The sequence below is a fragment of the Streptomyces sp. Rer75 genome, assembly GCF_013414305.1.
GTDB classification, from domain to species: domain Bacteria; phylum Actinomycetota; class Actinomycetes; order Streptomycetales; family Streptomycetaceae; genus Streptomyces; species Streptomyces himastatinicus.
Genome location: NZ_CP058693.1, coordinates 4548226 through 4569619, shown reverse-complemented (window position 1 = coordinate 4569619; position 21394 = coordinate 4548226). Strand labels below are relative to the sequence as shown.

The window sequence follows — 21394 nt, the reverse complement described above, 5'->3', positions numbered from 1 at the left end:
GGGTTTCACCGGATGTCGCCGGAACGACCGTCTTGTCACCATGGACGCATGACCGATGCACCCACCGTGGCGGACGAAGGCGAGGGCGCGGCCGGTTCCGGAGGTTCCCGGGGCGCGGGCCCGCAGCCACCGCCTTCGCAGTCGTCGCCTTTCGCGAGCGTGCCGCTGCGGCGCAGCCGCGACCAGAAGATGATCTCGGGGGTGTGCGGCGGGCTCGGCCGCTACTGCGACGTCGACCCGGTGATCTTCCGGATCGTCCTGTCCGTGCTGGCCGTCGCGGGCGGAATCGGCCTGATCGTGTACGGCTTCTGCTGGCTGCTCGTCCCCTTCGACGGGGAGGACGAAAACGAAGGGCGCCGGCTGCTCTCCGGGCGTGTCGAAGGTCCGGCGCTGACGGCGGTGCTGTGCGCGCTGGTCGGCTGCGGGCTGTTCCTGTCGATGCTGAACAACGGCGGCGTGATGTCGTTCTCGTTCATGCTGGCCCTCGCGGCGGGCGGCGCCGGTTATTGGTCGCACCACCGGAGGCAGGCGGCGGGGAGCGGCGCCGCGGTGGATCCGGCGACGGCGCAGGCCGTCGCGGACGCGCCCCCGGAGGCCAAGGCCCCGCCGACGCGGGGCGGGCCGGGGCCGTCGTGGTGGCGGGACCCGCTCGTCAAGGACGGCACGACGGGGCTGCCGGGCGCGGCGGGCACGGGCCACACGGGCTATCTGTGGGGGCCGGACGACGGCCCGTACGACAAGGCCATGGCGCGGGCGGCGCGCGCCCGGCGGATCCGCGACCGGTCCTCCATCGGCGGCTGGATCTTCCTGGCCGCCCTCGCCGCCGCGGCCGCCGGCACCCGGCTGTCCTGGCACGCCCAACCGCTCGGCACCAGCCTGGAGATCGGCCTCACCTGCGCGCTCGCGGTCTTCGGCCTCGGGATGGTGGTCAGCTGCTGGTACGGGCGGACGGGGGTGGGGACCGCCATCATGACCGTCGTCACCTGCGCCCTGCTGGCCGCCGCCACGGCGCTCCCCCGGTCGGTCACCACCGACTGGTCCCGCGAGACCTGGGCCCCGACATCCGCGGCCGCCGTACGGCCCTCGTACGAGCTGGGCGGGGGCGTCGGCGAGCTGAAACTCGACCGCTTCCGGTTGACGGACGACCAGACCGTCCGGACCCGGGCCGAGGTCGGCGCCGGAAAGCTCGCCGTGACGGTGCCCCGGGACGCCCGCCTCAAGCTGTCCATACGGACGGGGCTCGGCGACATCCGGCTCCCGGGCGAGCGCACCGACGACATCGACATCGAGCCGGGGCGGGAGCGCACCGTCACCCTCGACCCGAAGGGCGGCGCGAGCGCCGCGCACGGAACGCTGGTGCTGCGGCTGTCGATCGGCCTGGGGAACGTGGAGGTGACGCGCTCATGAAGCGGCATCCGGTGGAGCCGGGAAAGCTGGTGGCGGGACTCGTCGTGCTGGGCGTCGCGACGGTGTACGGGCTGGACGCCGCCGGGGAGTGGGACGTGCGGTCGCTCGTGCCGCTGATGGTGCTGGTGGGGGGATTGTGCGTGGCGGGGGTGGTGTCTGCCCTGACGTACCTGGCCCGGCGGAAGCGGGCCCGCGGAACGGAGAGCCCCGCGCCGTAGCCCTGGCCGATTGCTACGCTCCCGCCGTGATCCTTCCGACGGTCGACGACATACGCGCGCTGCACGAGAAGTACGCGCCGACGCGCGAGGCGTTCGAGCTCGTCTACACGCACTGCGAGATCGTCTGGCACGTGGCGGAGCAACTGCTCGCCTCTGATGCCCACCGCCTCGACGCCGACCTCGTCCGCGCGGGCGCCCTGCTCCACGACATCGGCGTCTACCGGCTCTACGACGACGCGGGCCGACTCCGCACCGACGACTACATCCGCCACGGGGTCCTCGGCCACGCGATCCTCCGCGAAGAGGGCTTCCCCGAGCGGCTGTGCCGCTTCTGCTCCTGCCACACGGGCGTAGGGCTCACTCGCCACGACGTCGAACGCCAGCAGCTGCCGCTGCCGGTGGCCGACTACGTGGCCGAGACCGGCGAGGAACAGCTGGTCATGTACGCGGACAAGTTCCACACCAAGACCACCCCTCCGGCCTTCCTCTCCTTCGACGCCTACGCCACGCATGTGTCCCGCTTCGGCCCGGAGAAGATCACCGCGTTCCAGGCCCTACGCACCCGCTTCGGCGAACCGGATGTGGCGTCGCTCAGCGCGAGGTACGGCCACGCCCACACCTGACGCCCCCTGCCGAGCCCTGCCCGGGGGCGGCGCTGCTGGGGTCGTTCGGCGCCCCGGGCGCCGCTCGGGTCGCCCGGCGCACGCCCTGCGGCCGCCGAGCGGGCACGTGGCCGTGGCCGCGGCGCGGGGCCGGGGCGGTTCAGCCGCGGGCGGGCTCGCGGCGCCGGGGTCCAGGGCGGAGCGGGCGGGGCGGAGCCCCACCCTGGGGTCCGGGGCGGAGCCCCTCACGCGGCGGAGCCGCAAATCGACTGGAGCCGGGAAGGGGCGGGGTGGGGGACAGGCCCGCCGCAGGCGCCCACCCCGCCCACCCCTCCGGGAATGATCAGGGTCGCCCCTGATGTCCGGACCCCACCCCCCATGTGACGATCGGTGCATGACCGCCCCCGCACCCCCGACCACCCCCACCCCCACAGAGCCACCCCCGCGCAAGCTCTACCGCAGCGCCGAGGGCCGCCTGCTGGGCGGCGTGGCGAGGGGCCTCGCGGGGCATCTGGGGCTGCCGGTCTCCTGGGTACGGATCGCCTTCGTCGCGTTGATCATGGCGGAGGGCTTCGGCACCCTCCTCTACGCGCTCTTCTGGTTCATCGTCCCCCTCGGCGTAGGCGGCGTGGGCGAGACGACGACCCGCCCGCTCACCACCGTGGGCCCCGACGGCCGCCGCCGGATCCTGGCCCGCAGGCCGGAGCGCGGCCAGATCATCGCCCTGGTCGCGCTCTTCATCGGCATGGGCATCTTCATCCAGGGCTTCCAGCTGGGCCGCGCCAACACCTACATCTGGCCGCTGCTCCTCGTAGGGGCGGGCGTCGCCCTGTTCTGGCGGCAGGCGGACAACGCCCGCCGCGCCCAGTGGGTGGAGCTGAGCCGCAGCAAGCGGGTGTTGCCGCTGGCCCGGGCGGGGGCGGGGGTGGTGCTGGTGGGCGCGGGGGTGACCGGCATCCTCGTGCTCCAGGGTTCGGCCCGGCACCTGGGCGCCGTTCTTCAGGCGGCTCTCGCCGTGATCGTCGGCATCGCGCTGCTGGCGGGCCCGTACGTGATCCGGATGACGCAGGACCTGTCCGAGGAGCGCCTGATGCGCATCCGCGCCCAGGAGCGGGCCGAGGTCGCGGCGCACGTCCACGACTCGGTGCTGCACACCCTGACCCTGATCCAGCGCAGCGCGGAGGACCCGCGCGAAGTGGCCCGGCTGGCGCGCGCGCAGGAGCGGGAGCTGCGCGCCTGGCTGTACAAGCCGGAGGGCACCGGCAAGGACGAGGCGGAGGAACCGGACACCCTCGCGGAGGCGGTCAAGGCGACGGCGGCGGAGGTCGAGGACCACCACGGCGTCCCGATCGAGGTCGTGGTGGTCGGCGACTGCCCGCTGGACGAGAGACTGGGGGCACAGATGCAGGCCGCACGCGAGGCGATGGTGAACGCGGCCAAGTACGGTGGCGACGGCGGGGCGGTCCAGGTGTTCGCCGAAGTCGAGGGTGCGACGGTCTTCCTGTCCGTACGCGACCGGGGCCCGGGCTTCGATCTGGACGCGGTGCCGGACGACCGTATGGGCGTCCGCGAGTCGATCATCGGCAGAATGCAGCGGAACGGCGGCACGGCCAGGCTGAGGTCCGCGCCCGACGGGGGCACGGTAGTGGAGCTGGAGATGGAGAGGGCGGCGACGACATGACCGAGGCAACGGGCGGCGGTACGGACGCGACGAACGGAACCACCGGCACGGACGCCCGCCGGTGCCGGGTCGTCCTCGTCGACGACCACCGCATGTTCCGCACCGGCGTGCAGGCCGAGATCGGCGAGACGGCCCGTACCGGGGTCGAGGTGGTGGGCGAGGCGGCCGACGTCGACCAGGCCGTCACCGTGATCACCGCCACCCGCCCCGAGGTGGTCCTGCTCGACGTCCACCTCCCCGGCGGCGGCGGGGTCGAGGTGCTGCGCCGCAGCGCCGCGCTGATGGCGGCGACGGAGCGCCCGGTGCGCTTCCTCGCCCTCTCCGTCTCGGACGCCGCCGAGGACGTCATCGGCGTGATCCGCGGCGGCGCCCGCGGTTACGTCACCAAGACGATCACCGGCACCGACCTGGTCGACGCGATCTTCCGCGTCTCCGAGGGCGACGCGGTGTTCTCCCCGCGCCTCGCCGGTTTCGTCCTCGACGCGTTCGCCTCCACCGACGCCCCGCCCGTGGACGAGGACATGGACCGCCTCACCCAGCGCGAACGCGAGGTGCTGCGCCTGATCGCGCGCGGCTACGCCTACAAGGAGATCGCCAAGCAGCTGTTCATCTCGGTGAAGACGGTGGAGAGCCACGTCTCGGCGGTCCTGCGCAAGCTCCAGCTCTCCAACCGCCACGAACTCACCCGCTGGGCCACCGCCCGCCGCCTGGTCTGACCCGCCTGGTCGCGACTGGTCCGACGGGCAGCGGCGGGGAACGGCCTCATGGTCACGCGGTGAGGGACGTTCGGAGGAACGCGAGGATCTCCGCCCGCGCGGCCTCGGCCTGCGCTACCACGCCCGGCATGCTGAGGAACGCGTGTCCCGTTTCGGGGTATTCGGTCAGCCGCGCGGGTGTCCCGGCCGCGAGCAGTCGTTCGGCGTAGCGGCGGCCGTGGTCGGCCAACGGGTCGTGGGTCGGTACCACCACGAGCGCCGGGGCCAGCCCGCCGAGGTCGTCGGCGTACAGCGGCGAGAGCGCTCGGGCGTCGGTGCCCGGCGGGACGGCGAGCCGCTGGAAGAGGCGCAGTTGCGGCACGGCGAGGGTCGGGGTGCGGGCGTGCTCGGTGAACGAGGCGTGGTCGAGCATCGTCCCGGTCACATCGACAGCGGGGTTGACGAGCACCTGTGCCCGGAGGCGCAGTCCGTTCTCTCTGGCCCGGATCGCGGCCAGGGCGCTGATCAACGCGCCGCAGCTCTCGCCGAAGACGGCGGTCCTGGCCGGGTCGATGCCCCAGTGTGCGGCGTGCCGCACCACGTGCCGGAGCACGTCCCAGCCGTCGTCGACGGCCGCCGACAGCGGGCTGTCCGGGGCGAGGAGGCGGTGCTCGACCGAGACGACGACCGCGGGCAGGTGGGCGGCGACGTGGCTGGTGACCCAGTCGCACTGCACCGCCGTGCCCACGAACCCTCCGCCGTGCACGTGGAGTACGAGGGGCAGGCCGGTCCGGTCGGCGCCCTCGCCGTCGCGCCCGGGTGCCGGCCGGTAGACCCGAACCGGAAGGTCACGGCCGGGCAGTGCCACCTCCTGCCAACGGATCGCCGCACCGGGATCCGGATCCCCGAGGAGCGCCCGCGCGGCGCTGGATGCCCGAAAGCGGTTCTCCGCGTCGCGGTAGGCGGCCAGTTCCTCCGCCGTCACCGTTAACCAGTCCGGCTCCGGCGGCCGTTGCGCGGTACTGACCTCGTTCATGTCTTCTCCTTGCCCAGAGGGTTTCGGCCCAGAGTTTCGAGACCTCAAGTTTCGAGACCTCAAGTATCGAGACTTTGAGTATCGATACTCAAGGTAGCGGAAAGAGGTATCGTCTGGGTATGCCCTCGACCGCATCCGCCAGACCGCCCGGTCGCCCGCGCACCGGCGTCAACGCCAAGGTCTTCGCCGCGACGCTGAGCACGGTTCACGAACTCGGCTATGCGCGCGCCACCGTTGAGCGCATCGCTGCCGCGGCGGGCATCGCGAAGTCGACCGTCTATCGGCGCTGGCCGTCGAAGGGCGCGCTGATCGTGGACTGCCTCCTGGACGCGTTCGGCCCGGCGCCGCTGGAGGGCACCGATCGCGCCGAGATCATGTCCTCGACCATCCACTGGGTCGCGGGGAAGATCGGCGAGCCCGGGGTGGGTGACGCGTTCGCGGGCGTGTTCAGTGACGCCGTCAGCGACCCGGCCCTGCGCGAGATCCTGTCCGCGCGGTTGCAGGACCCGTATCGGCTCGCGCTTCAGGACGCGCTCGGCGAGCCGGAGCACCGGGTGCTCTTCTTCATCGACGTCGTGGTCGGTGTCCTGCTCCACCGGATGGGCATGACCGGTGAGCCGATGGTCGATTCCGACGTCGCCGCGCTGGTCGAGATGGTTCTGCCGCACTTCGCGGAAGGTCCCGGCCCGACCTGATCACGGGATGGGGCGGAGGCAAGCGGTGGGGAACGTTCCGGTGGGCGGCCCCGTTGCCCCAGGGTCCGCTCACGTCGCTGCCCTGGGAGCATCGTGCCCGCAACCACGCCCGCCACCCCCACCGCTGTCCCCGCACCTCCGGTACCCCCGGCCCTGAGCGCGCAGGCCGAGCGGCTGATCGAGCTGGGGGTGCACGAGATCGCCGGGTTGCCCGCCGCCGAGATCCGTACCTTCGCCGCCGCTCAGGCCGTTGCGGGCGGCGAGGGCGCCCTGCTCGCCGTTCACCCGGACCGGGCGCCTGCCTCCGCCCTCGCGCCGCTGATCCGCCGCGGCGACAAGCCGGGCTTCGTCGTCACCGACATGCCCGACGTCGACCTCTTCGCCCCGCTCGACACGGTCGCGTTGCCCGACGCCCCGCTCTACCTGCTCACCGGTCTCGACCGCGGCGACCAGATGGCCAACTGGAGCCCGAACGAGGCGCTTCCGGCCCTCACCGCCAAGGCCCGCACCCCGTTGCTGCTCACCGAGGGCATCCACTGGGTGATGCAGCAGCCCGCCGTCCTGGAACGCAACCACTGCTTCATGACCATCGGCTCCCGGCTGCGCAAACCAGGCGGCGCCCTGGACTCCCGCACTCCGGCGATCTGGATCAGCAACGGCACCGGACGGGACGGCCGCGAGCGCCGCGACGCCCCCAAGGTGGGCTGGTGCTGGGCGAACAACCGCCACACCTGGCTGGGCTTCGCCTCCGCGACGGGCCGCCTGTCCGACGTCTAGGCGGTCCCGTCGACCAGATGCGCGGCGATCGCGCGCGACAACTCCTCGCGGCACGCCTCGGCGTCGTCCGCCGCCCAGCAGACGTAGGCCGTTTCGTTCGGATCATCTGATCGCTGGCTCCGGGGGTGCCGCTGGCTGATGCGCACTGGGCGCGGACTGGGCCGCTGTTGCCGGATCAGACGGCTCGCCAAATGCGTGGTGGTGCACGGAACGTCGGCGGTAGGGTCCGGCCCGCGCACGCGCGCTTTCGTCAGGCTTGGCCAGGCGATTCAGCTGTTCATGAGAGGAGCGTCCCGTGGAGGGATTCGACCCCAAGACGAGCTTCGGATATGAGGTGTCCCAGCGGTACGACGATGATCCACGCGGTGATGAGGCCGAGACCGTCGCATTCCTGGCCAAGCTTGCAGGGCAACAGAACGCCCTGGAACTCGCAATGGGCACCGGCCGGGTTGCGCTGCCCCTCATGCGGGCGGGGGTTCGGGTGGACGGGATCGAGCTGTCGCAGGACATGGTCGACCGGATGCGCGAGAAACCAGGCGGCGATCAAGTCGACGTGATCATGGGCGACATGTCCCGCGTCACCACCGGCCGCACCTACGGGCTGGTCTACCTGGTCTTCAACACGATCGGCAACCTGCTCACCCAAGAAGACCAGATCCGCTGCTTCCAGAACGCCGCCAGCCATCTCACCGATGACGGCGTGTTCGTCGTCGAATGCCGCATCCCCACTGCGCCCTCGCGCCCCGGTCATCAGTACCTCGACACAGAGCAGGTCGGCCTTGACTACGTCGACCTCGATGCCGGCCGGTACGACCCAGTGACCCAGGTTCTCGACCTGAACCACATCCGCATCAGCAGCGCAGGTATCAGGTTCTTCCCCATCAGGCTACGCCTGGCCCACCCGCCCGAGTTCGACCTCATGGCCCGCATCGCTGGACTCCGGCTACGAGAACGGTGGGGTGGATGGAACGGCGACCCGTACACCGCCGCAAGTTGGCGCCACATCAGCGTTTACGAACGCGCAGACAGCACTGCGTAACAGACACTCAGCGAGACGCAACACAGCCCGGGAAGGCGGGTGCGTCACCGGCCTGTCCGGCGGTGAGATAGAAGGCGAGCGGGCGGCAGCTGACGTCAGCGGCGAGGTGGATCTTCGCGGTCAGTCCGCCGCGGGACCGGCCGATGGCATGGTCGTCCGGCTCGTCGGCTGGGGCCCCTTTTTATGGGCCCCGGCCGCATGCTGGTGAGCGCGCACGATCGTGGAATCCACCGAGACCGCCCAGTTCAGGTCCTCGTCAGCGTCGGCCTGGGCCATCAGCGCGGTGAACATCCGCTGCCAGGTTCCATCGGCGGCCCACATCCGTAGCCGGTTGTGGACTCCTCTCCAGTTGCCGTACTTCTCGGGCAATTGGACCCAATGCGATCCACTCCGGGATTTCCAGGCGATTGCACCTCGCGGTGATCGCGCCATCGGCCGCCTCGTCTGGGCGTCCGGTCTGGAAGCAGCGGCTCGATCCGAGCCCACTGCGCATCAGTTAACGGCACAGCTGGACCAACGATCGGGTGATCCGAACGAAACGGCCTAGCTGCCGGGACGCAGGAGCAGCGCGCCCGCGCCCAAGTCGGCTTCGGCCGAGGGCTTGGCGCGTACGAGGTCGACGCGTCCCGGTAGCCGTACGTCCTCCGGGACGAGCCCGGCCACGTCCAGCAGCACGGCGTGCCCCGCCGCTGTCGACGTCACCCATGTACGTGTTGGTCCCGGCGGTCGCGAAGACGTGGCCGCACACCACCCCCGTCGCAACCGGCAGAGCGTCGGCTTGTAGGCGCAGGCGGCCGCGGCCGACGCGCGTTGCTGGGTGCCGCGCCTGCTGCGGGCGCAGCATGGCGCTCGCCCGCGGGCGGAAGTTTCGCCAGATCAACTGGATCACGCCATAACGTTCCTTTCATCCTCAGATGTAGCTCAAGTTACCTAGACGTCCTACTAAAAGATCGAAATAGTCACTCGTGCACGTCGAACATACGTAGTAGCTCTGTCAGTTGCCGATGAGATCCATCGACTTCGAGAGGCTCCATAATGTTGACCGCATCGCGCCCAACCCTGCGCCGTGTTTCGCTTGCCGTGGCTACTGTGGCTGCCGCGTCAATTTTTACGAGCACCGCTGCTCACGCCAGCCCCACCCATGTGACTTCCTCGTCCTCGGTTGCCGGGCCTGCGGACGACGAACTGCCCCCTCCCACTGCTGAAGAGGAAGCGCTGGCAGCCGAAGCTGCCGAGGAGATCAATCGGCTCGGGTTATCCGAGGGGGAGATCGCGTCCGCTTTGGAAAGCTCCGACAAGTATGCGCTCCCCGACTTTACGGGGCTGAGAGACCGTCTGCTGGCGCTGCCCACGTGGCCGACCGCCCAGCAGACGGCGCAGGCGATATATCCGGGTGACGCATCTGCCCAGGCGTCGATCCTGCCAGTCTTGGCTGACGAACAAGCCCGAGCTGCCGCCTTGCTGATCCTCGGCGAAAGAGTGGGGGTCACGGCGGTGAATCAGGTCGCCGGGGGAGGCGATGCGTCTGCCATGGCGGCATTTGGCTGGTGGGAAAAGGCCAAGTACCTCGCCAAGTGCGGCGGTGCGATCGGCATCTTTCTGCTCAACTTCACTCCCAGCGGATCCAGCGTGAAGGTCGTTCGGGCTTACCGGTTGATCAAGAGTTATGGCGTGAAGAAGGCAGCCTCGATCATCTGGCGATTTGTGAAGGGTAAGAACGTCACCTCCAAGGAGCGGCGTCTTGTCACCGCTTTGCTTGGTATTCCTGCGTTGGCCGCGGCCTGCTAGATCCAAGGAGAACTCCTATGCCCTCGGCATCTGAAATTCTGGCCGTGATCGTCCTCATCGCCGAGATCACGCTGATGTTCCTGGCCTGGCGGGCGGCGTCCCGGCGGACGGTCGCTCACGCCCGTGAGCAGGGACCCAAGCCCCATGTCCATGATCATCCGGGTCAGGTCGGTGTCGCGATGCTGGGTATCGCGGCTCTGACCACCGCCGTCGCAGCCGCGATCCGTCTCGGCTCATGGGAGTTGACCTGGACCAACATGACTCAGCTGCTGCTCTTCGGCGTCATCGCGGGAGGGATGGCCGGTCACTCGATCATGATGCTGGCCACCCGCGGGCGGCTTGACTCCGAGAAGCCGCGATGGGCGATCGGCAGCGCGGTCGCAGTCGCCGCCATCGGAGGTGCCGTCTCAACCGGCTGGGTCCTCGGCTGAGAAGACAGTGCCGCATGAGCTTGTGGTCCCGGGGCAACGGTCCGGGGCCACAAGCGTGTACGGAGCGCGCGGCTGCTGGCGCTAGACGGTTTCTGCTCCGTCGACCAGATGCGCGGCGATCGCCCGCGGCAACTCCTCGAGGCACGCCTCGGCATCGTCCGCCGCCCAGCAGACGTAGCCGTCGGGACGCAGGAGCAGCGCGCCCGCGCCCACGTCGGCTTCGGCCGAGGGCTTGGCGCGTACGAGGGTGACGCGTCCCGGTAGCCGTACGTCCTCCGGGACGAGCCCGGCCACGTCCAGCAGTACGGCGTGGCCCGACGCGAAGAGGGCCGACAGCCGGGTCGGGCCGTCCGGGGTGGTCAGTTCGGCGTCCGGGATCCGCCGCCCGGTGAGGGGGTGCGCGCCGGGTACGTCGTAGTGGAGGGCCAGGCCGGAGATCAGGCCCGACAGATACCGGTTGGTGTCCGGCAGCCGCATCAGGTCGGTGAAGATGTCGCGCAGGGCCGCCACGTCCTCGCTCGGGCGGGGGTCCGCCAGCACCCGCTGCGCCGAGGTGTGGTGCAGTACCCGGGCCGCGACCGGGTGCCGTTCGGCGTGGTAGGTGTCCAGGAGCCCGGCCGGGGCCCGGCCCTGGACGGTCGCGGCGAGCTTCCAGCCCAGGTTGAACGCGTCCTGGACGCCGAGGTTCAACCCCTGGGCGCCCAGCGGCGGGTGGATGTGCGCGGCGTCCCCGGCGAAGAGCACCCGGCCCTCCCGGTACCGCTCGACCTGCCGGGTCGCGTCCGAGAACCGCGAGGCGTTGTCCACCCCGCCGAGCACCGTCTCCTCGCCGTACATGGCCCGCAGCGCGGCGGCGATCTCGTCCTCGCCGACCGGGGTGTCCCGGGTGAGGTCCTTGGGGTCCTCGCGCCCGTAGGCCCCGTAGGTGAGGCGGTAGCGGTCGTCGCCGATCGGGATGAGCATGGACCAGTAGCCGTTCGCCTGGCGCGTCAGCGTGCTGATCTGCCCCCGCTCGCGCGGCACCAGCGACGACGCCGCCGACAGCCGGATATCGGCGAGCACGGCGAGATACGTCCCGGGCCGCCCCGGGAACGGCACGCCGAGCGCCTTGCGTACCGCGCTGCGGCCCCCGTCGCACGCCACCAGATACCGCGACCGCACCCGAGGCCCGCCGTCCGCCGTGGTCACGGTCACCCCGTCGTCGTCCGCCTCGACCGACGTCACGGCGGCGCCGCGCCGTATCCGCGCGCCGAGGGCGGTGGCCCGCTCCTCCAGCACCTCTTCGATCTCCCACTGCGGGAGCATGACCGGGGACGGATGCCGGGTGTCCCAGGGCCCGCAGTCCAGCGGCACCGGCAGCAGCGCGAAGTTCGCGCCGACCGGAGGGCCGGGAATCGCCCGGCGCCGCATCGGCTCCAGCAGCCCGCGCGACTCCAGGAGTTCGGCGGTACGGGCCTGGATCGCGCCGCCCTTCGTCTGCTGGTTGCGGCTGGGCAGCTTCTCCAGCACCAGGGTCTCCACCCCGGCCAGCGCCAGTTCGTACGCCAGCGTCAGCCCGGTCGGCCCGGCGCCGACGATCACGACGTCCGTCTCGATCTCGCTCATGTCCCGCATCCCCTCGGTATCTGCACTCAGTAGATATGTATACCAGGTGCAGAAATCTCCCGAGTGCAGCACGCTGCGGTAGCGTGATGCCGTGACGACGCCCGACAAGCCAGGACTGCGCGAACGCAAGAAGCAGCGGACGCGTACGGCGATCTCCGACGCCGCCATCGCCCTCTTCCTCGAACGCGGCTTCACCCAGGTCTCCGTCGCCGAGATCGCCGAGGCCGCCGAGGTCTCCAAGCGCACGCTCTTCGCGTACTTCCCCACCAAGGAAGACCTCGTGGTGCACCGGATGGCCGACCACGAGCAGGAAGCGGCCCGGGTCGTACGCGCCCGCCCGGCGCACACCACCCCGCTGGCCGCCCTGCGCGACCACTTCCTCGACGGCCTGCGCCGCCGCGACCCGATCACCGGCATCAACGACCACCCCGCGGTGATCACCCTCACCGAGCTGATCTACGGGACCCCGGCCCTGATCGACCGCATGCAGCGCTTCAAGGCGGGCGGCGAACGCGCCCTCGCCGAGGCCCTGCGCGACACCACGGACGCGCCGGACCTCACCGCCCGCCTGGCCGCCGTCCAGGTCATCGCCGTGCAGTGGGCGCTGTCCACGGACAACTTCCAGCGCCTGGCGGCGGGCGAGGCCGCCGACGAGCGCTACCCGGGCGCCGTACGCGACGCCGAGCACGCCTTCGACCTGCTCGCGAACGGCCTCGCGGCGCTTACGTAGTCGCTACGTAGCCGCGATCAGCTTCAGCTCGAACCACACCGTCTTCCCGATCCCGCACGCCCGCGGATGCGCGTCCCACGCGGCCGCGAGCGCCGCGATCAGCGCCAGCCCCCGCCCCGACTCGTCCTCCGCCGTCGCCTGCCGCGGCTGAGGCATCACCTCGCTCGCGTCCGACACCTCGACCCGCAGTTTCTCGTCACGCACCACGCAGCGTGCGCGGACCTCGCGGCCTGGGGAAACGCGCGCGTGGCGGCAGGCGTTCGTCACCAGCTCGCTGAGCAGCAGCACGGCGACCTCCGCTTGGGCCTCCGGGATCTGCCACGTACGAACCTGCTCACGCAGCAGCGTCCGCGCCCGGCCCACGCTGCGGGGGTGGCGGGGGAGCCGCCATTCGATGTCCATCGGAAGTGGGGGAGTTGGTGCATTCATGACCGGAATGCTGCTGGTCAGGCGTAGATTGCCGCAGTAACGACGTCGGTACGCAGCGTATGCGTACCGCAGGTGCCTCATGGGAGAGAGGGCGCGATGACGGTTACGGAGGGCGGTTCGCAGTCGCCGATGTCCTGGCGGTACTGCGGAAACCAAATCAAACTGTGGCGCATGCAGGCCGGGGTCAGCCGCGAGCAGCTGGGCAAAGAGGCCAACTACGAGTACGAGACCGTGAAGTCCATGGAGCAGGGACGGCGGAAGCCTGCCCTGCGGCTGCTTCAGGTCGCGGACCAGATGTTCGGGGCGCGGGGGCTGTTGCTGGCGGGTCAGGAGTACCTGAAGCCGGATAAGTTCGCGTCGTACTCGCAGGATTTCATCCGGTACGAGGCCGAGGCGATCGTCCTCAACGGATTCGAGGCACTGGTCATCCCGGGACTGCTTCAGACGAAGGAGTACGCCGAGGCCCTGATCGGCGACCACTGTCCGCCGCTGGATGACGAAACCATCGATGCGCGGGTCGCGGCCCGGATGGAGCGTCAAGCTCTGCTGGACAAGCAGACCAGGGCGTTCAACTTCCTGATCGGCGAGGCCGCTCTGCGTTTCCCGATCGGCGACAAGGACATGCACGTACGGCAGTTGCATCACTTGCTGGAGGTGGGCAAGCGGCGCAACGTGACGATCCAGGTCGTGCCCTTCGGGGGAACGCACCCGGGGCTTCTGGGCCCCTTCGTGTTGCTGGAGACGCCCGACCACGAGCACCTTGTGTACGAGGAGGGGCAGACCACGGGTGTGCTGTATGCCGACCCGCCGAAGGTCAGCATCATCAACCAGCGCCATGCCATGATCCTCCGGCAGGCCCTCAGCCCCGAGGCGTCGGCAGACTTCATCAGAAAGTTGGCGGAGGAGCTATGAGCAACGAGCTTGCATGGTTCAAGTCCAGCTACAGCAACAGCGAGGGCGGCAACTGCGTCGAAGTCGCCCTGTCGTGGCGTAAGTCCAGCTACAGCAATAGCGAAGGCGGCGCCTGCGTAGAGGTGGCCGCACCGTGGGCCAAGTCCAGCTACAGCGACACTGGCGGCGGCAACTGCCTGGAGGTCGCCACCTGCCCCCACACCATCCACGTCCGGGACTCAAAGCTCAACGCCGGGCCCCAACTGGCCCTCGCCCCGGACGCCTGGGCGGAGTTCATAGCCTTCGCCGCCACCGCCGTCAGCCCCGCTTGAGCGCGACGCCTCCGTACATCGCGACTTCCTCGTCCCGGACCCCCTCCGTGGTGGCGTCCGGGCGCCAGTGGTGGAGCAGGGTCACGCCGGGGTCGAGCAGTTCCAGGCCGTCGAAGAACCGCTCGGCCTCGGCCTTGCTCCTGATCTGGAGGGGGATGCCGCGCTCGTTGTACTCGCGGCCGACCCCGGCGACCTCCTCGGGGGCGGTGTCGCCGGTGAAGATGGTGATGGCCAGCGCGCTCCCCGGGGCGAGTTCCGCCATCAGCCGCCGTACCAGGCCCTGCGGATCGTCCTCGTCCATGACGAAGTGCACGATCGAGATCAGGGACAGCGTGACCGGCTGCTTGAGGTCCAGCGTGTTGCCCAGTTCGTCCGCTCCGAGGATGGAGTCGAGGTCGCGGATGTCCGCGTCGATGTACTCGGTCCGTCCCTCCGCCGTGCTCGTCATCAGGTGACGGGCGTGGGTGAGGACGATGGGGTCGTTGTCGACGTACACGACCCGAGCGTCGGGGGCGATTTCCTGCGCGACCTCATGGAGGTTCGGAGGGGTCGGGATGCCGGTGCCGATGTCGAGGAACTGGCGCATGCCGTGCTCCCGCACCAGGTGGCGGACCGACCGGTGCATGAAGTGGCGCGCCTGTTTCATGGACGTCGGCAGGCTGGGCCAGGCCCGCGCGGAGGCGTCTCCGGCGGCGCGGTCCGGGGCGTAGCTGGTCTTGCCGCCCATGAGGTAGTCGTAGACGCGAGCGGAGTGCGGCACGTCGGTACGGAGGTCGACCGGCGGCTGGGCGAACTCCGACCTCGATGACATCCAGTCCGTTCCTGACATCTTCAAGCGCCCCGATCGTCAATCTGCGGCAATCAGCTGACCAGTTGCGGTCACAGGTCATCGTAGGCGGCACGGAGTGTCGCGCGCCGAGACCTGTGTGCATTTATCTAAGGAACGGTGCGCGGGCACAACCCGCGCACCCTTCCTGTGGGCGCTACGTGGTCGATGTGCCCGAGTCGAGGATCATCAGGTTCTCGGGGGTGGGGAAGGGGACGAAACCGGCCTTGGCGTAGACCTCGTGGGCGTCGAGCGTGGACAGCAGCACCCGCTTGAGGTTGTAGGGCGCGAGGTGGTCACGGACCGCGGCCGCCAGCCACGTGCCCAACCCCCTACCGCGGTGCGGGGGCGATACGTACACGTCGCAGAGCCAGGCGAACGTCGCCTGGTCCGTGACGACGCGTGCGTAGGCGACCTGGGCTCCGGCGGAGTCGTAGATGCCGAAGTTGACGGAAGCGCGCGCTGCTTGCTCGACCGTTTCGCGACTGCGGCCGAGTGCCCAGAACGCGTCGGTCGACAGCCAGTGGTGGACCAAGGCCAGGTCGATGCGGCTGGGATCGGTGGCTATTTCGTAGCCGTCTTCTCTGCGTATGGGCATGATCAGGATCGTAGAACCCTGACATCAAGGAAGGACGGACAGCATGGCGAAGAGCGCCCTTCTGTTGATGGACGTCCAACGGTCCATCGTCGACATCGCCGAGGCCGACGCCGCATACCTGGCGCGGCTGGCCCGCGCCGCCGACGCGGCCCGGTCGGCCGGCATCCCCGTGATCTACGTCGTCATCGCCCTGCGCCCCGGCACCCCGGAGGTCAGCCCCCGCAACAAGGTGCTGAGCGCCCTCGTGCGGGACGGGCTGTTCGCCGAGGGAGACCCGGGCACGGAGATTCACCCCGACGTCGCGCCCCGGCCGGGCGACACCGTGGTCACCAAGAGGCGCGCCAGTGCCTTTTCGGGCAGCGACCTCGACCTGGTGCTCAGGGCGCGGGACATCGACAGTCTCGTGCTCACCGGCATCGCCACCGGTGCCGTCGTGCTCTCCACGCTGTACCAAGCCGCCGACCTGGACTTCGGCCTCACCGTCCTGGCGGACGGCTGCCTGGATCCCGACCCGGACATGCATCGATTCCTGCTGGAGAAACTCTTCCCGCGCCTGGCGGACGTCACCACCGTCGACGACTGGTGCCGGACCATCGCGCGCTGAGCTTCGGGCGCCGAGATCTGAGCGCTCTTTCCAAGGAACGGGTGGGTTGTACAACCCACCCACCCTCCCTATGCACATAATGTGACCGGCTTGCCACGCACGGTGGTATCGGTCTAGCGTTCGCGGCAGCAAGCAAACGGCCCCGGCGGTGCGCCAACACCAATCCGGGGCCTGACCTACAAGATCGAACGGACCTCGATCTCATGGCTTCAGCCGACTTTAGCCGTGCTCCGCACGCCTCCGCACACCCCATGGCCAACCCCGGCTATGGCAAGCGCAGCGCACCCCGCCAATCCCCGCGTCGCGCGGACGACTTCGCACATCTGCCCAAGCGTGAGGCGGCCATCGCCGCGTACATCGACCGGTTGCCGGACGGCGCCGCGATTGACGCCAAGACGCTCGCCAAGTGCCTCCCCGACTACGGCCAGATGGCCTGTGCGACGGCCCTGCGACGGCTGTCGGAGGCCGGTCATCTGCGGCGCGTCCGCGAACACCACATCACGGAGGACGGGGCGCGCTGGGTGACCCGTACGTTCTTCTCGCGGACGGCACGCGGGGAGGAGTGGTGGGAGGCGTTCGTACGCGGCGACGACGCGCCGGAGCCCCGTCCCGCCGCCGTACCCGCGACTGCCGCTCCCGCCAGAACCCCCGCGTACGACGTCCTGGCGTCCCTGGGGCGCACGGACCCCCGGATGACCCTCTCGGCCGCCGACTGCGCCCGCCTCGAACCCCGCGCCGCGGCCTGGCTGGCGCGCGACGCCGACCCCGCCCGCCTCGTCCAGGCGCTGACCTCCGGCCTGCCTGTGCAGGTGCACAGCCCGGCCGTGCTGGCCCGTACCCGGCTGGAGACCAAGCTGCCGCCGGAGCCCGTACCGGAGCCGCGTGCGGAGATCACCATCAGCCGACTCCTGGAGTGCACCGACTGCGGCCGCCCCGGCCCGCCCACGGCACTCCCCGGCGGCCTCTGCCGCCCCTGCCGGGGCGAGGCGGAGCCGCTGCCGCCGGGCGGTCTTTCCCCGGCCGAAGTCCGCCGTCGGGCGGCGGCGATCCGGTCCGATGTCCGTACGCACGAAGGCTGACGCCATGCCGGAAACCGCGCCCACGCACCGCCCCCAGATGCTGGTCGATGAGTTCGAAGAGCTGGCCCGTACGGCGCCAGAAAACGTCACGCTCGAATTCGTCAGCGGAAAGCTAGTGGTCAAGCCCGTGCCGGACGGGGACCACGACGAGATCATCATGTGGGTCCAGGACCAGTGCATGCAGCAGCGTCCGGACCTGTGGCTGTACCGGGAGCGGGGGCTGAAGGCTGAAAGCTACCGCCAGGGGCGTGCCCGCCCGGACGGTGCCCTGGCGCCCCGCAAGCACTTCGCGGGGCATGGCGAGTGGTCGGACGCCGAGGGCGTCCTGATGGCCGTCGAGGTCACCTCTCACGACAGGGACGCAAACCGGCGTGACCGCCTGGACAAGCCCGATGGCTACGCGGCCGCGGGAATCCCGGTCTACCTCCTTGTCGACCGCGACGAGTGCACGCTTGTCGTCCACAGCGAGCCGCAACGCGGGATGTACCGCAACAGGAGGGTCTCGGCGTACGGCGAGGCAGTCGAACTCCCCGATCCGGTCGGGATCACCTTGGACACGGAGGAACTCAAGGGCTACGCGTCCTGAGCCGAGGGGCGCAGCGGCCCCGGCCCGCAGTGATATCTCATAGGCGCTCGATTCGATATCATCGGGGTGCAGGCGCCCCGGGAACAGGAGGAGGCCGACATGGCCCGCACAGTGATTGATCTGGACGATGACCTGTTGGCCGAGGCGCAGAAGGCTCTCGGCACCAGCACCAAGGTGGGGACAGTGAACGCTGCCCTCTTTGAGGTGGTGAAGCGGCTGCGGAGGCAGGAGTTCTTTGACGCGATCGACAGCGGAGAGATCGACCTGACCTACGACGCTCGCGACGACGCGTCATCCGGGCCGCATGACCAGGCGGCTGCGTGAGCCCTCGCTACCTCATCGACAAGTCCGCCCTCGCTCGACGTACCAGACCGGCCGTCCGGGAGGCCTTGAATCCCTTGCACGAGCGGGGGCTGCTCTGCGTGACCGGAGCCGTAGAGGTCGAGATCCTTTACTCCGCCCGCAACGCGAACGAAGCCGACCAGCTGCGGCGCTGGCTGACCGGCTTCGACTACCTGCCATGTCCCGACGAGGTCTGGGATGCCGAACTCGACATCCAGCGCCAAGCCATCGCCAAGGGCAATCATCGGGCCCTCTCGATGGCCGACCTTCTCATCGCCGCCACAGCCCAGCGGCACGGGGCGACCGTCCTCCACTACGACGGGGACTACGACCAGATCGAGGCCATCACCGGCTATCCCTCACGCTGGGTAGTGGAACCTGGGACGGCTGATTAGCGAGGGGCGTCGCGCAGCCAGGTCAGCACTTGGCGCCCGGATCTCCCGCGTGAGCCGTACGGCGTTCGAGGGCGGTCTGTCGCCCACCGCCGACCTTGCCGTGCGTAGTCGGAGTCCATACTTTTTGTAAGCAATTGAGGTGTGGAGGTGGGAGGCGCTATGGCTCGTCCCTGGGATGCTGATTTATCTGCGGCGTTCGCGCGGCGGTTGGGGAGGTCGGCCAAAGAACTCGGCGTGACGAGCGATGAGGACGACTGCCCGGACATCTGGGAGCTCGACAACGGCGATATCGCGATCGTGGGGCGGGATCGTACGGATGCTTATGCCACTCGGCTGCCCGCAGGCGTAACCCTCGCAGCGGATGAACGCCTCGTGATCATCCCGGGAGCCATGCTCCGCTCGGCGAAGCCGGACATCGCCGATGCTTGACCGGGGCAGTCTTGAGCTGGCCCCTTCCCGGGGGGGACCGGTTGCCCGTCGCGGAGTACCGGGCCGACTTCCGGGTGCACCGCGGCGCGATCCGCGACGTGGACTGCTGGAAGTTCGAGCGGCAGCAGGACTTCCAGGACAAGGGCAGCAGCTGGGACGCCTTCTGCCTGGGCCGCTGGGAGGAATCACTGCGACTCCTCGAGGAGAAGCGGGAGAGCCTTGCCGAAGGGGTTCGCAAGGACCAGGAACGCAATACCGTCTTTCACCGCGTCCGGGTCGTGGAAGAGCCGCTGACGGCCTACCTCCAGTGGGAGTTGCACTCGCTGCGGGTGCAGGCCGAGGCCGGGAAGAAGATCCGTGTCATCGGCCCCGGCGCATGGAGCGCGCTGGAGGCGGACGGCCCGCTGCCCGAGGTGGTCGTGGTCGGCGGACAGGTCCTCTACCGGGTCCTCTACAACGAGGCGGGCGCCCTGGACGGGGCCATCCGATTCCGCGACCCTGAGCTGATCAAGCGCTGGGAGGGCTTCATCGGGCAGCTCTACGAGGAGGGGGAGGATCTGCTGCCCTACTTCGAGCGCCACGTGGCACCCCTTCCTCCCCCGCGGATGAATGCGGAGTAGGGCGATCAGTAAGGACGACGCAGGCGAGGGACGCCCGGGAGACACGGACAACGATCTGTCGGGCGCCGCTCGCGATGTCATACAGGCGGGAGCCATCAGCGGAGGCGTCCACTTCCACAACAACCCGCAGCCGGACGGCCCCGCGCGGGCCGTACCGCGACAACTGCCCGCCGACGTCAGGGGCTTCGTCAACCGCGCCGACGAGTTGCACCGCCTGGACGCGATCCTGTCCGAGCGGGACGGCGGCGACCCCGTCATCGTCGCGGTGTGCGTCATCGCGGGTACGGCGGGCGCGGGGAAGACCTCGCTCGCCCTGCGCTGGGCGCACCAGGTGAAGGTCCACTTCCCCGACGGCCAGCTCTACGTCAACCTGCGGGGCTACGACCCCGGCGAGCCGGTCACCGCGCAGGAGGCGCTGCACCGGTTCCTCACCGGGCTCGGCGTTCCCGCGAGCGCGGTTCCGGCGAACACCGAGTCCGCGGCAGCCCTGTTCCGGTCTCTGCTGGCCGACCGCCGGGTCCTCATCGTCCTGGACAACGCCGCGACCGCCGCCCAGGTGCGGCCGCTGCTGCCTGGCCACTCCGGTTGCTTCGTCGTCGTCACCAGCCGCGGGCGGTTGTCCGGGCTCGCCGTACGGGACGGGGCACACCGCATCACGCTCGGCACGCTCCCCGAACCGGAAGCCGTGGCTCTCTTACGGACCGTGACCTCCGGCTATCGGCCCGAGGACGACGCGGAGAAGCTGGTCGAACTCGCCCGGCTCTGCGCCCGCCTGCCCCTGGCGCTGCGTATCGCGGCGGAGCGCGCGGCGTGCCACCCCCATATGCGGCTGGACGAGCTGATCGCCGATCTACGGGACGAGTCGGGGTTGTGGGATGTGCTGAGCACGGGGGACGAGCAGGACGCCGACGCGGTGCGTTCCGTCTTCGCCTGGTCCTACCGGGCGCTGTCCCCGGACGCGGCGCGCCTCTTCCGGCTGCTCGGGCTGCACCCGGGGCCCGAGTTCGGTATCGCGGTCGCCGCTGCCCTCGCCGGGATCAGCGGGCGGAAGGCCCGGCAGTTGCTGGACGTACTCGTCGGCGCGCATCTGCTGGAACAGACGGCCCCGGACCGCTTCGCCTTCCACGATCTGCTCCGGGCCTACGCGATGGATCAGGCCCGGCTGGAGGAGACGCCCGACAGCCGCGCCGCCGTACTGCGGCGCGTCCTCGACTGGTATCTGCACACGGCCGACGCCGTGCAGGGCTTGATGGCGCCCGCCCGTGACCGCCTCGCGCTCGATCCGGCGGACGAGCAGGTCGCCCCGCTGTCGTTTTCCGACTACGACCAGGCCGTCGACTGGGCCGAACGGGAGCGGAAGAACCTCATCGCCGCAGTGCGCGCCGCAGAGAAAGCCGGGCTCGATCTGTACGCCTGGCGGCTGGCCGCAGTGCCTGTGGCGACCGCCCGTCGGCACTGGGGCGACGCCCTGCGCCTCCTGGACGGCTACCAGGACGCGCGGGCGGTGAGGCTGCGGACGCAGATCGAAGGGCGGCTGGCGACCGGCCGCTGACCCCCCG

General features: G+C 70.0%; 29 protein-coding genes and 2 pseudogenes. 21 read left to right on the top strand and 10 right to left on the bottom strand.

From position 1 onward, the window contains the following. Positions 1 to 48: 48 nt before the first annotated feature. The 5 genes from HYQ63_RS19175 (at position 49) to HYQ63_RS19155 (ending at position 4624) form a co-directional block, all read left to right on the top strand. On the top strand, positions 49 to 1407 hold the full coding sequence (locus HYQ63_RS19175) for a PspC domain-containing protein (RefSeq protein ID WP_257231943.1): 1359 nt from the start codon (positions 49 to 51) through the stop codon (positions 1405 to 1407). Next, positions 1404 to 1625 (top strand): hypothetical protein, encoded by a 222-nt coding sequence (locus tag HYQ63_RS19170; RefSeq protein WP_179935062.1) that lies wholly within the window; start codon positions 1404 to 1406, stop codon positions 1623 to 1625. The genes HYQ63_RS19175 and HYQ63_RS19170 overlap by 4 nt, the downstream gene beginning before the upstream one ends. A 26-nt stretch (positions 1626 to 1651) precedes the next feature. Then, positions 1652 to 2248 (top strand): HD domain-containing protein, encoded by a 597-nt coding sequence (locus HYQ63_RS19165; protein WP_179935061.1) that lies wholly within the window; start codon positions 1652 to 1654, stop codon positions 2246 to 2248. 373 nt (positions 2249 to 2621) lie between these two features. Further along, positions 2622 to 3908 (top strand): ATP-binding protein, encoded by a 1287-nt coding sequence (locus HYQ63_RS19160; RefSeq protein WP_179935060.1) that lies wholly within the window; start codon positions 2622 to 2624, stop codon positions 3906 to 3908. Then, complete coding sequence (locus HYQ63_RS19155) at positions 3905 to 4624, top strand: response regulator transcription factor (RefSeq protein ID WP_179935059.1); 720 nt, start codon at positions 3905 to 3907, stop codon at positions 4622 to 4624. Before HYQ63_RS19160 ends, HYQ63_RS19155 begins: the two co-directional genes overlap by 4 nt. A 52-nt stretch (positions 4625 to 4676) precedes the next feature. On the opposite strand, the gene HYQ63_RS19150 is transcribed toward HYQ63_RS19155, so the two are convergent. After that, the gene (locus HYQ63_RS19150) at positions 4677 to 5639 is read right to left on the bottom strand and encodes an alpha/beta hydrolase (protein ID WP_179935058.1); all 963 of its coding nucleotides are present in this window, start codon (positions 5637 to 5639) and stop codon (positions 4677 to 4679) included. A gap of 119 nt (positions 5640 to 5758) precedes the next feature. Between HYQ63_RS19150 and HYQ63_RS19145 the strand changes: the two genes are divergently transcribed. Together HYQ63_RS19145 and HYQ63_RS19140 are read left to right on the top strand one after the other, a co-directional pair. Further along, positions 5759 to 6334, top strand: a complete 576-nt coding sequence (locus HYQ63_RS19145) for a TetR/AcrR family transcriptional regulator (RefSeq protein ID WP_179935057.1) — start codon at positions 5759 to 5761, stop codon at positions 6332 to 6334. Between the two features lie 93 nt (positions 6335 to 6427). Next, complete coding sequence (locus HYQ63_RS19140) at positions 6428 to 7111, top strand: DUF5701 family protein (RefSeq protein ID WP_179935056.1); 684 nt, start codon at positions 6428 to 6430, stop codon at positions 7109 to 7111. Here the strand turns inward: HYQ63_RS19140 and HYQ63_RS19135 are convergent. Next, entirely contained in the window at positions 7108 to 7257 is a 150-nt protein-coding gene (locus HYQ63_RS19135; protein WP_179935055.1) for a hypothetical protein, read from the bottom strand. The genes HYQ63_RS19140 and HYQ63_RS19135 overlap by 4 nt on opposite strands. 149 nt (positions 7258 to 7406) lie before the next feature. Between HYQ63_RS19135 and HYQ63_RS19130 the strand changes: the two genes are divergently transcribed. Beyond that, positions 7407 to 8150 carry a class I SAM-dependent methyltransferase gene (locus tag HYQ63_RS19130; protein WP_179935054.1) on the top strand — a complete coding sequence of 248 codons (744 nt, stop codon included), beginning with the start codon at positions 7407 to 7409 and terminating at the stop codon, positions 8148 to 8150. A 120-nt stretch (positions 8151 to 8270) separates the two neighbouring features. On the opposite strand, the gene HYQ63_RS46060 is transcribed toward HYQ63_RS19130, so the two are convergent. From HYQ63_RS46060 to HYQ63_RS19120, 4 genes and pseudogenes are all read right to left on the bottom strand, one after another. Next, positions 8271 to 8441, bottom strand: coding sequence for a hypothetical protein (locus tag HYQ63_RS46060; RefSeq protein WP_373689245.1), 171 nt, complete (start codon positions 8439 to 8441; stop codon positions 8271 to 8273). Positions 8442 to 8495: 54 nt separating this feature from the next. Beyond that, positions 8496 to 8558, bottom strand: a pseudogene (locus HYQ63_RS46055) (hypothetical protein); the annotation flags it as partial. A gap of 6 nt (positions 8559 to 8564) precedes the next feature. Next, positions 8565 to 8650, bottom strand: a pseudogene (locus tag HYQ63_RS46050) (IS5/IS1182 family transposase); the annotation flags it as partial. A 43-nt stretch (positions 8651 to 8693) separates the two neighbouring features. Beyond that, complete coding sequence (locus tag HYQ63_RS19120; protein WP_179931901.1) at positions 8694 to 8852, bottom strand: hypothetical protein; 159 nt, start codon at positions 8850 to 8852, stop codon at positions 8694 to 8696. A gap of 333 nt (positions 8853 to 9185) precedes the next feature. Between HYQ63_RS19120 and HYQ63_RS19115 the strand changes: the two genes are divergently transcribed. Both HYQ63_RS19115 and HYQ63_RS19110 read left to right on the top strand, forming a co-directional pair. Then, positions 9186 to 9938 (top strand): hypothetical protein, encoded by a 753-nt coding sequence (locus tag HYQ63_RS19115; RefSeq protein ID WP_179935052.1) that lies wholly within the window; start codon positions 9186 to 9188, stop codon positions 9936 to 9938. A 17-nt stretch (positions 9939 to 9955) separates the two neighbouring features. Further along, positions 9956 to 10369 (top strand): hypothetical protein, encoded by a 414-nt coding sequence (locus tag HYQ63_RS19110; RefSeq protein ID WP_179935051.1) that lies wholly within the window; start codon positions 9956 to 9958, stop codon positions 10367 to 10369. 81 nt (positions 10370 to 10450) lie between these two features. Here HYQ63_RS19110 and HYQ63_RS19105 read toward each other — a convergent pair whose 3' ends face one another. Beyond that, positions 10451 to 11974: an FAD-dependent oxidoreductase gene (locus HYQ63_RS19105; protein ID WP_179935050.1), complete on the bottom strand. Its 1524-nt coding sequence runs from the start codon at positions 11972 to 11974 to the stop codon at positions 10451 to 10453. Positions 11975 to 12065: 91 nt separating this feature from the next. Here HYQ63_RS19105 and HYQ63_RS19100 point away from each other — a divergent pair, with 91 nt between their 5' ends. Then, positions 12066 to 12704 carry a TetR/AcrR family transcriptional regulator gene (locus HYQ63_RS19100; protein ID WP_179935049.1) on the top strand — a complete coding sequence of 213 codons (639 nt, stop codon included), beginning with the start codon at positions 12066 to 12068 and terminating at the stop codon, positions 12702 to 12704. 3 nt (positions 12705 to 12707) lie between these two features. Here the strand turns inward: HYQ63_RS19100 and HYQ63_RS19095 are convergent, their stop codons facing one another. Then, positions 12708 to 13133 carry an ATP-binding protein gene (locus tag HYQ63_RS19095; RefSeq protein ID WP_179935048.1) on the bottom strand — a complete coding sequence of 142 codons (426 nt, stop codon included), beginning with the start codon at positions 13131 to 13133 and terminating at the stop codon, positions 12708 to 12710. 96 nt (positions 13134 to 13229) lie between these two features. Between HYQ63_RS19095 and HYQ63_RS19090 the strand changes: the two genes are divergently transcribed. Together HYQ63_RS19090 and HYQ63_RS19085 are read left to right on the top strand one after the other, a co-directional pair. Beyond that, complete coding sequence (locus HYQ63_RS19090) at positions 13230 to 14045, top strand: helix-turn-helix transcriptional regulator (RefSeq protein WP_179935047.1); 816 nt, start codon at positions 13230 to 13232, stop codon at positions 14043 to 14045. After that, on the top strand, positions 14042 to 14356 hold the full coding sequence (locus HYQ63_RS19085) for a DUF397 domain-containing protein (protein WP_179935046.1): 315 nt from the start codon (positions 14042 to 14044) through the stop codon (positions 14354 to 14356). The genes HYQ63_RS19090 and HYQ63_RS19085 overlap by 4 nt, the downstream gene beginning before the upstream one ends. On the opposite strand, the gene HYQ63_RS19080 is transcribed toward HYQ63_RS19085, so the two are convergent. Next, positions 14343 to 15185, bottom strand: coding sequence for an SAM-dependent methyltransferase (locus tag HYQ63_RS19080; RefSeq protein ID WP_179940283.1), 843 nt, complete (start codon positions 15183 to 15185; stop codon positions 14343 to 14345). The genes HYQ63_RS19085 and HYQ63_RS19080 overlap by 14 nt on opposite strands. Positions 15186 to 15339: 154 nt before the next feature. Then, on the bottom strand, positions 15340 to 15780 hold the full coding sequence (locus HYQ63_RS19075) for a GNAT family N-acetyltransferase (protein WP_179935045.1): 441 nt from the start codon (positions 15778 to 15780) through the stop codon (positions 15340 to 15342). A gap of 43 nt (positions 15781 to 15823) precedes the next feature. Here HYQ63_RS19075 and HYQ63_RS19070 point away from each other — a divergent pair, with 43 nt between their 5' ends. The 8 genes from HYQ63_RS19070 (at position 15824) to HYQ63_RS19035 (ending at position 21387) form a co-directional block, all read left to right on the top strand. Beyond that, positions 15824 to 16384: a cysteine hydrolase family protein gene (locus tag HYQ63_RS19070; protein ID WP_179935044.1), complete on the top strand. Its 561-nt coding sequence runs from the start codon at positions 15824 to 15826 to the stop codon at positions 16382 to 16384. Between the two features lie 203 nt (positions 16385 to 16587). Next, a complete protein-coding gene (locus HYQ63_RS19065; protein WP_179935043.1) occupies positions 16588 to 17463 on the top strand; it encodes a hypothetical protein in 876 nt (291 codons plus the stop codon). A gap of 4 nt (positions 17464 to 17467) precedes the next feature. Beyond that, a complete protein-coding gene (locus tag HYQ63_RS19060) occupies positions 17468 to 18049 on the top strand; it encodes a Uma2 family endonuclease (RefSeq protein ID WP_179935042.1) in 582 nt (193 codons plus the stop codon). 99 nt (positions 18050 to 18148) lie between these two features. Next, positions 18149 to 18373, top strand: coding sequence for a type II toxin-antitoxin system VapB family antitoxin (locus tag HYQ63_RS19055; protein WP_179935041.1), 225 nt, complete (start codon positions 18149 to 18151; stop codon positions 18371 to 18373). Beyond that, a complete protein-coding gene (locus tag HYQ63_RS19050; protein WP_179935040.1) occupies positions 18370 to 18786 on the top strand; it encodes a PIN domain nuclease in 417 nt (138 codons plus the stop codon). The genes HYQ63_RS19055 and HYQ63_RS19050 overlap by 4 nt, the downstream gene beginning before the upstream one ends. A gap of 159 nt (positions 18787 to 18945) precedes the next feature. Next, entirely contained in the window at positions 18946 to 19215 is a 270-nt protein-coding gene (locus tag HYQ63_RS19045) for a hypothetical protein (protein WP_123104700.1), read from the top strand. Positions 19216 to 19256: 41 nt separating this feature from the next. Further along, on the top strand, positions 19257 to 19835 hold the full coding sequence (locus HYQ63_RS19040) for a DUF6879 family protein (protein WP_257231941.1): 579 nt from the start codon (positions 19257 to 19259) through the stop codon (positions 19833 to 19835). Next, positions 19825 to 21387: an AAA family ATPase gene (locus HYQ63_RS19035; RefSeq protein WP_179935039.1), complete on the top strand. Its 1563-nt coding sequence runs from the start codon at positions 19825 to 19827 to the stop codon at positions 21385 to 21387. Before HYQ63_RS19040 ends, HYQ63_RS19035 begins: the two co-directional genes overlap by 11 nt. Positions 21388 to 21394 lie beyond the last annotated feature (7 nt).

What these genes read in the sequence shown, in the direction of transcription:
- HYQ63_RS19175 (WP_257231943.1), top strand. Translation starts at nt 49, where the DNA reads ATGACCGATGCACCCACCGTGGCGGACGAAGGCGAGGGCGCGGCCGGT.
- HYQ63_RS19170 (WP_179935062.1), top strand. Translation starts at nt 1,404, where the DNA reads ATGAAGCGGCATCCGGTGGAGCCGGGAAAGCTGGTGGCGGGACTCGTC.
- HYQ63_RS19160 (WP_179935060.1), top strand. Translation starts at nt 2,622, where the DNA reads ATGACCGCCCCCGCACCCCCGACCACCCCCACCCCCACAGAGCCACCC.
- HYQ63_RS19155 (WP_179935059.1), top strand. Translation starts at nt 3,905, where the DNA reads ATGACCGAGGCAACGGGCGGCGGTACGGACGCGACGAACGGAACCACC.
- HYQ63_RS19150 (WP_179935058.1), bottom strand. Translation starts at nt 5,639, where the DNA reads ATGAACGAGGTCAGTACCGCGCAACGGCCGCCGGAGCCGGACTGGTTA.
- HYQ63_RS19145 (WP_179935057.1), top strand. Translation starts at nt 5,759, where the DNA reads ATGCCCTCGACCGCATCCGCCAGACCGCCCGGTCGCCCGCGCACCGGC.
- HYQ63_RS46060 (WP_373689245.1), bottom strand. Translation starts at nt 8,441, where the DNA reads ATGTTCACCGCGCTGATGGCCCAGGCCGACGCTGACGAGGACCTGAAC.
- HYQ63_RS19115 (WP_179935052.1), top strand. Translation starts at nt 9,186, where the DNA reads ATGTTGACCGCATCGCGCCCAACCCTGCGCCGTGTTTCGCTTGCCGTG.
- HYQ63_RS19110 (WP_179935051.1), top strand. Translation starts at nt 9,956, where the DNA reads ATGCCCTCGGCATCTGAAATTCTGGCCGTGATCGTCCTCATCGCCGAG.
- HYQ63_RS19105 (WP_179935050.1), bottom strand. Translation starts at nt 11,974, where the DNA reads ATGAGCGAGATCGAGACGGACGTCGTGATCGTCGGCGCCGGGCCGACC.
- HYQ63_RS19095 (WP_179935048.1), bottom strand. Translation starts at nt 13,133, where the DNA reads ATGAATGCACCAACTCCCCCACTTCCGATGGACATCGAATGGCGGCTC.
- HYQ63_RS19090 (WP_179935047.1), top strand. Translation starts at nt 13,230, where the DNA reads ATGACGGTTACGGAGGGCGGTTCGCAGTCGCCGATGTCCTGGCGGTAC.
- HYQ63_RS19085 (WP_179935046.1), top strand. Translation starts at nt 14,042, where the DNA reads ATGAGCAACGAGCTTGCATGGTTCAAGTCCAGCTACAGCAACAGCGAG.
- HYQ63_RS19080 (WP_179940283.1), bottom strand. Translation starts at nt 15,185, where the DNA reads ATGTCAGGAACGGACTGGATGTCATCGAGGTCGGAGTTCGCCCAGCCG.
- HYQ63_RS19075 (WP_179935045.1), bottom strand. Translation starts at nt 15,780, where the DNA reads ATGCCCATACGCAGAGAAGACGGCTACGAAATAGCCACCGATCCCAGC.
- HYQ63_RS19070 (WP_179935044.1), top strand. Translation starts at nt 15,824, where the DNA reads ATGGCGAAGAGCGCCCTTCTGTTGATGGACGTCCAACGGTCCATCGTC.
- HYQ63_RS19065 (WP_179935043.1), top strand. Translation starts at nt 16,588, where the DNA reads ATGGCTTCAGCCGACTTTAGCCGTGCTCCGCACGCCTCCGCACACCCC.
- HYQ63_RS19060 (WP_179935042.1), top strand. Translation starts at nt 17,468, where the DNA reads ATGCCGGAAACCGCGCCCACGCACCGCCCCCAGATGCTGGTCGATGAG.
- HYQ63_RS19055 (WP_179935041.1), top strand. Translation starts at nt 18,149, where the DNA reads ATGGCCCGCACAGTGATTGATCTGGACGATGACCTGTTGGCCGAGGCG.
- HYQ63_RS19045 (WP_123104700.1), top strand. Translation starts at nt 18,946, where the DNA reads ATGGCTCGTCCCTGGGATGCTGATTTATCTGCGGCGTTCGCGCGGCGG.
- HYQ63_RS19035 (WP_179935039.1), top strand. Translation starts at nt 19,825, where the DNA reads ATGCGGAGTAGGGCGATCAGTAAGGACGACGCAGGCGAGGGACGCCCG.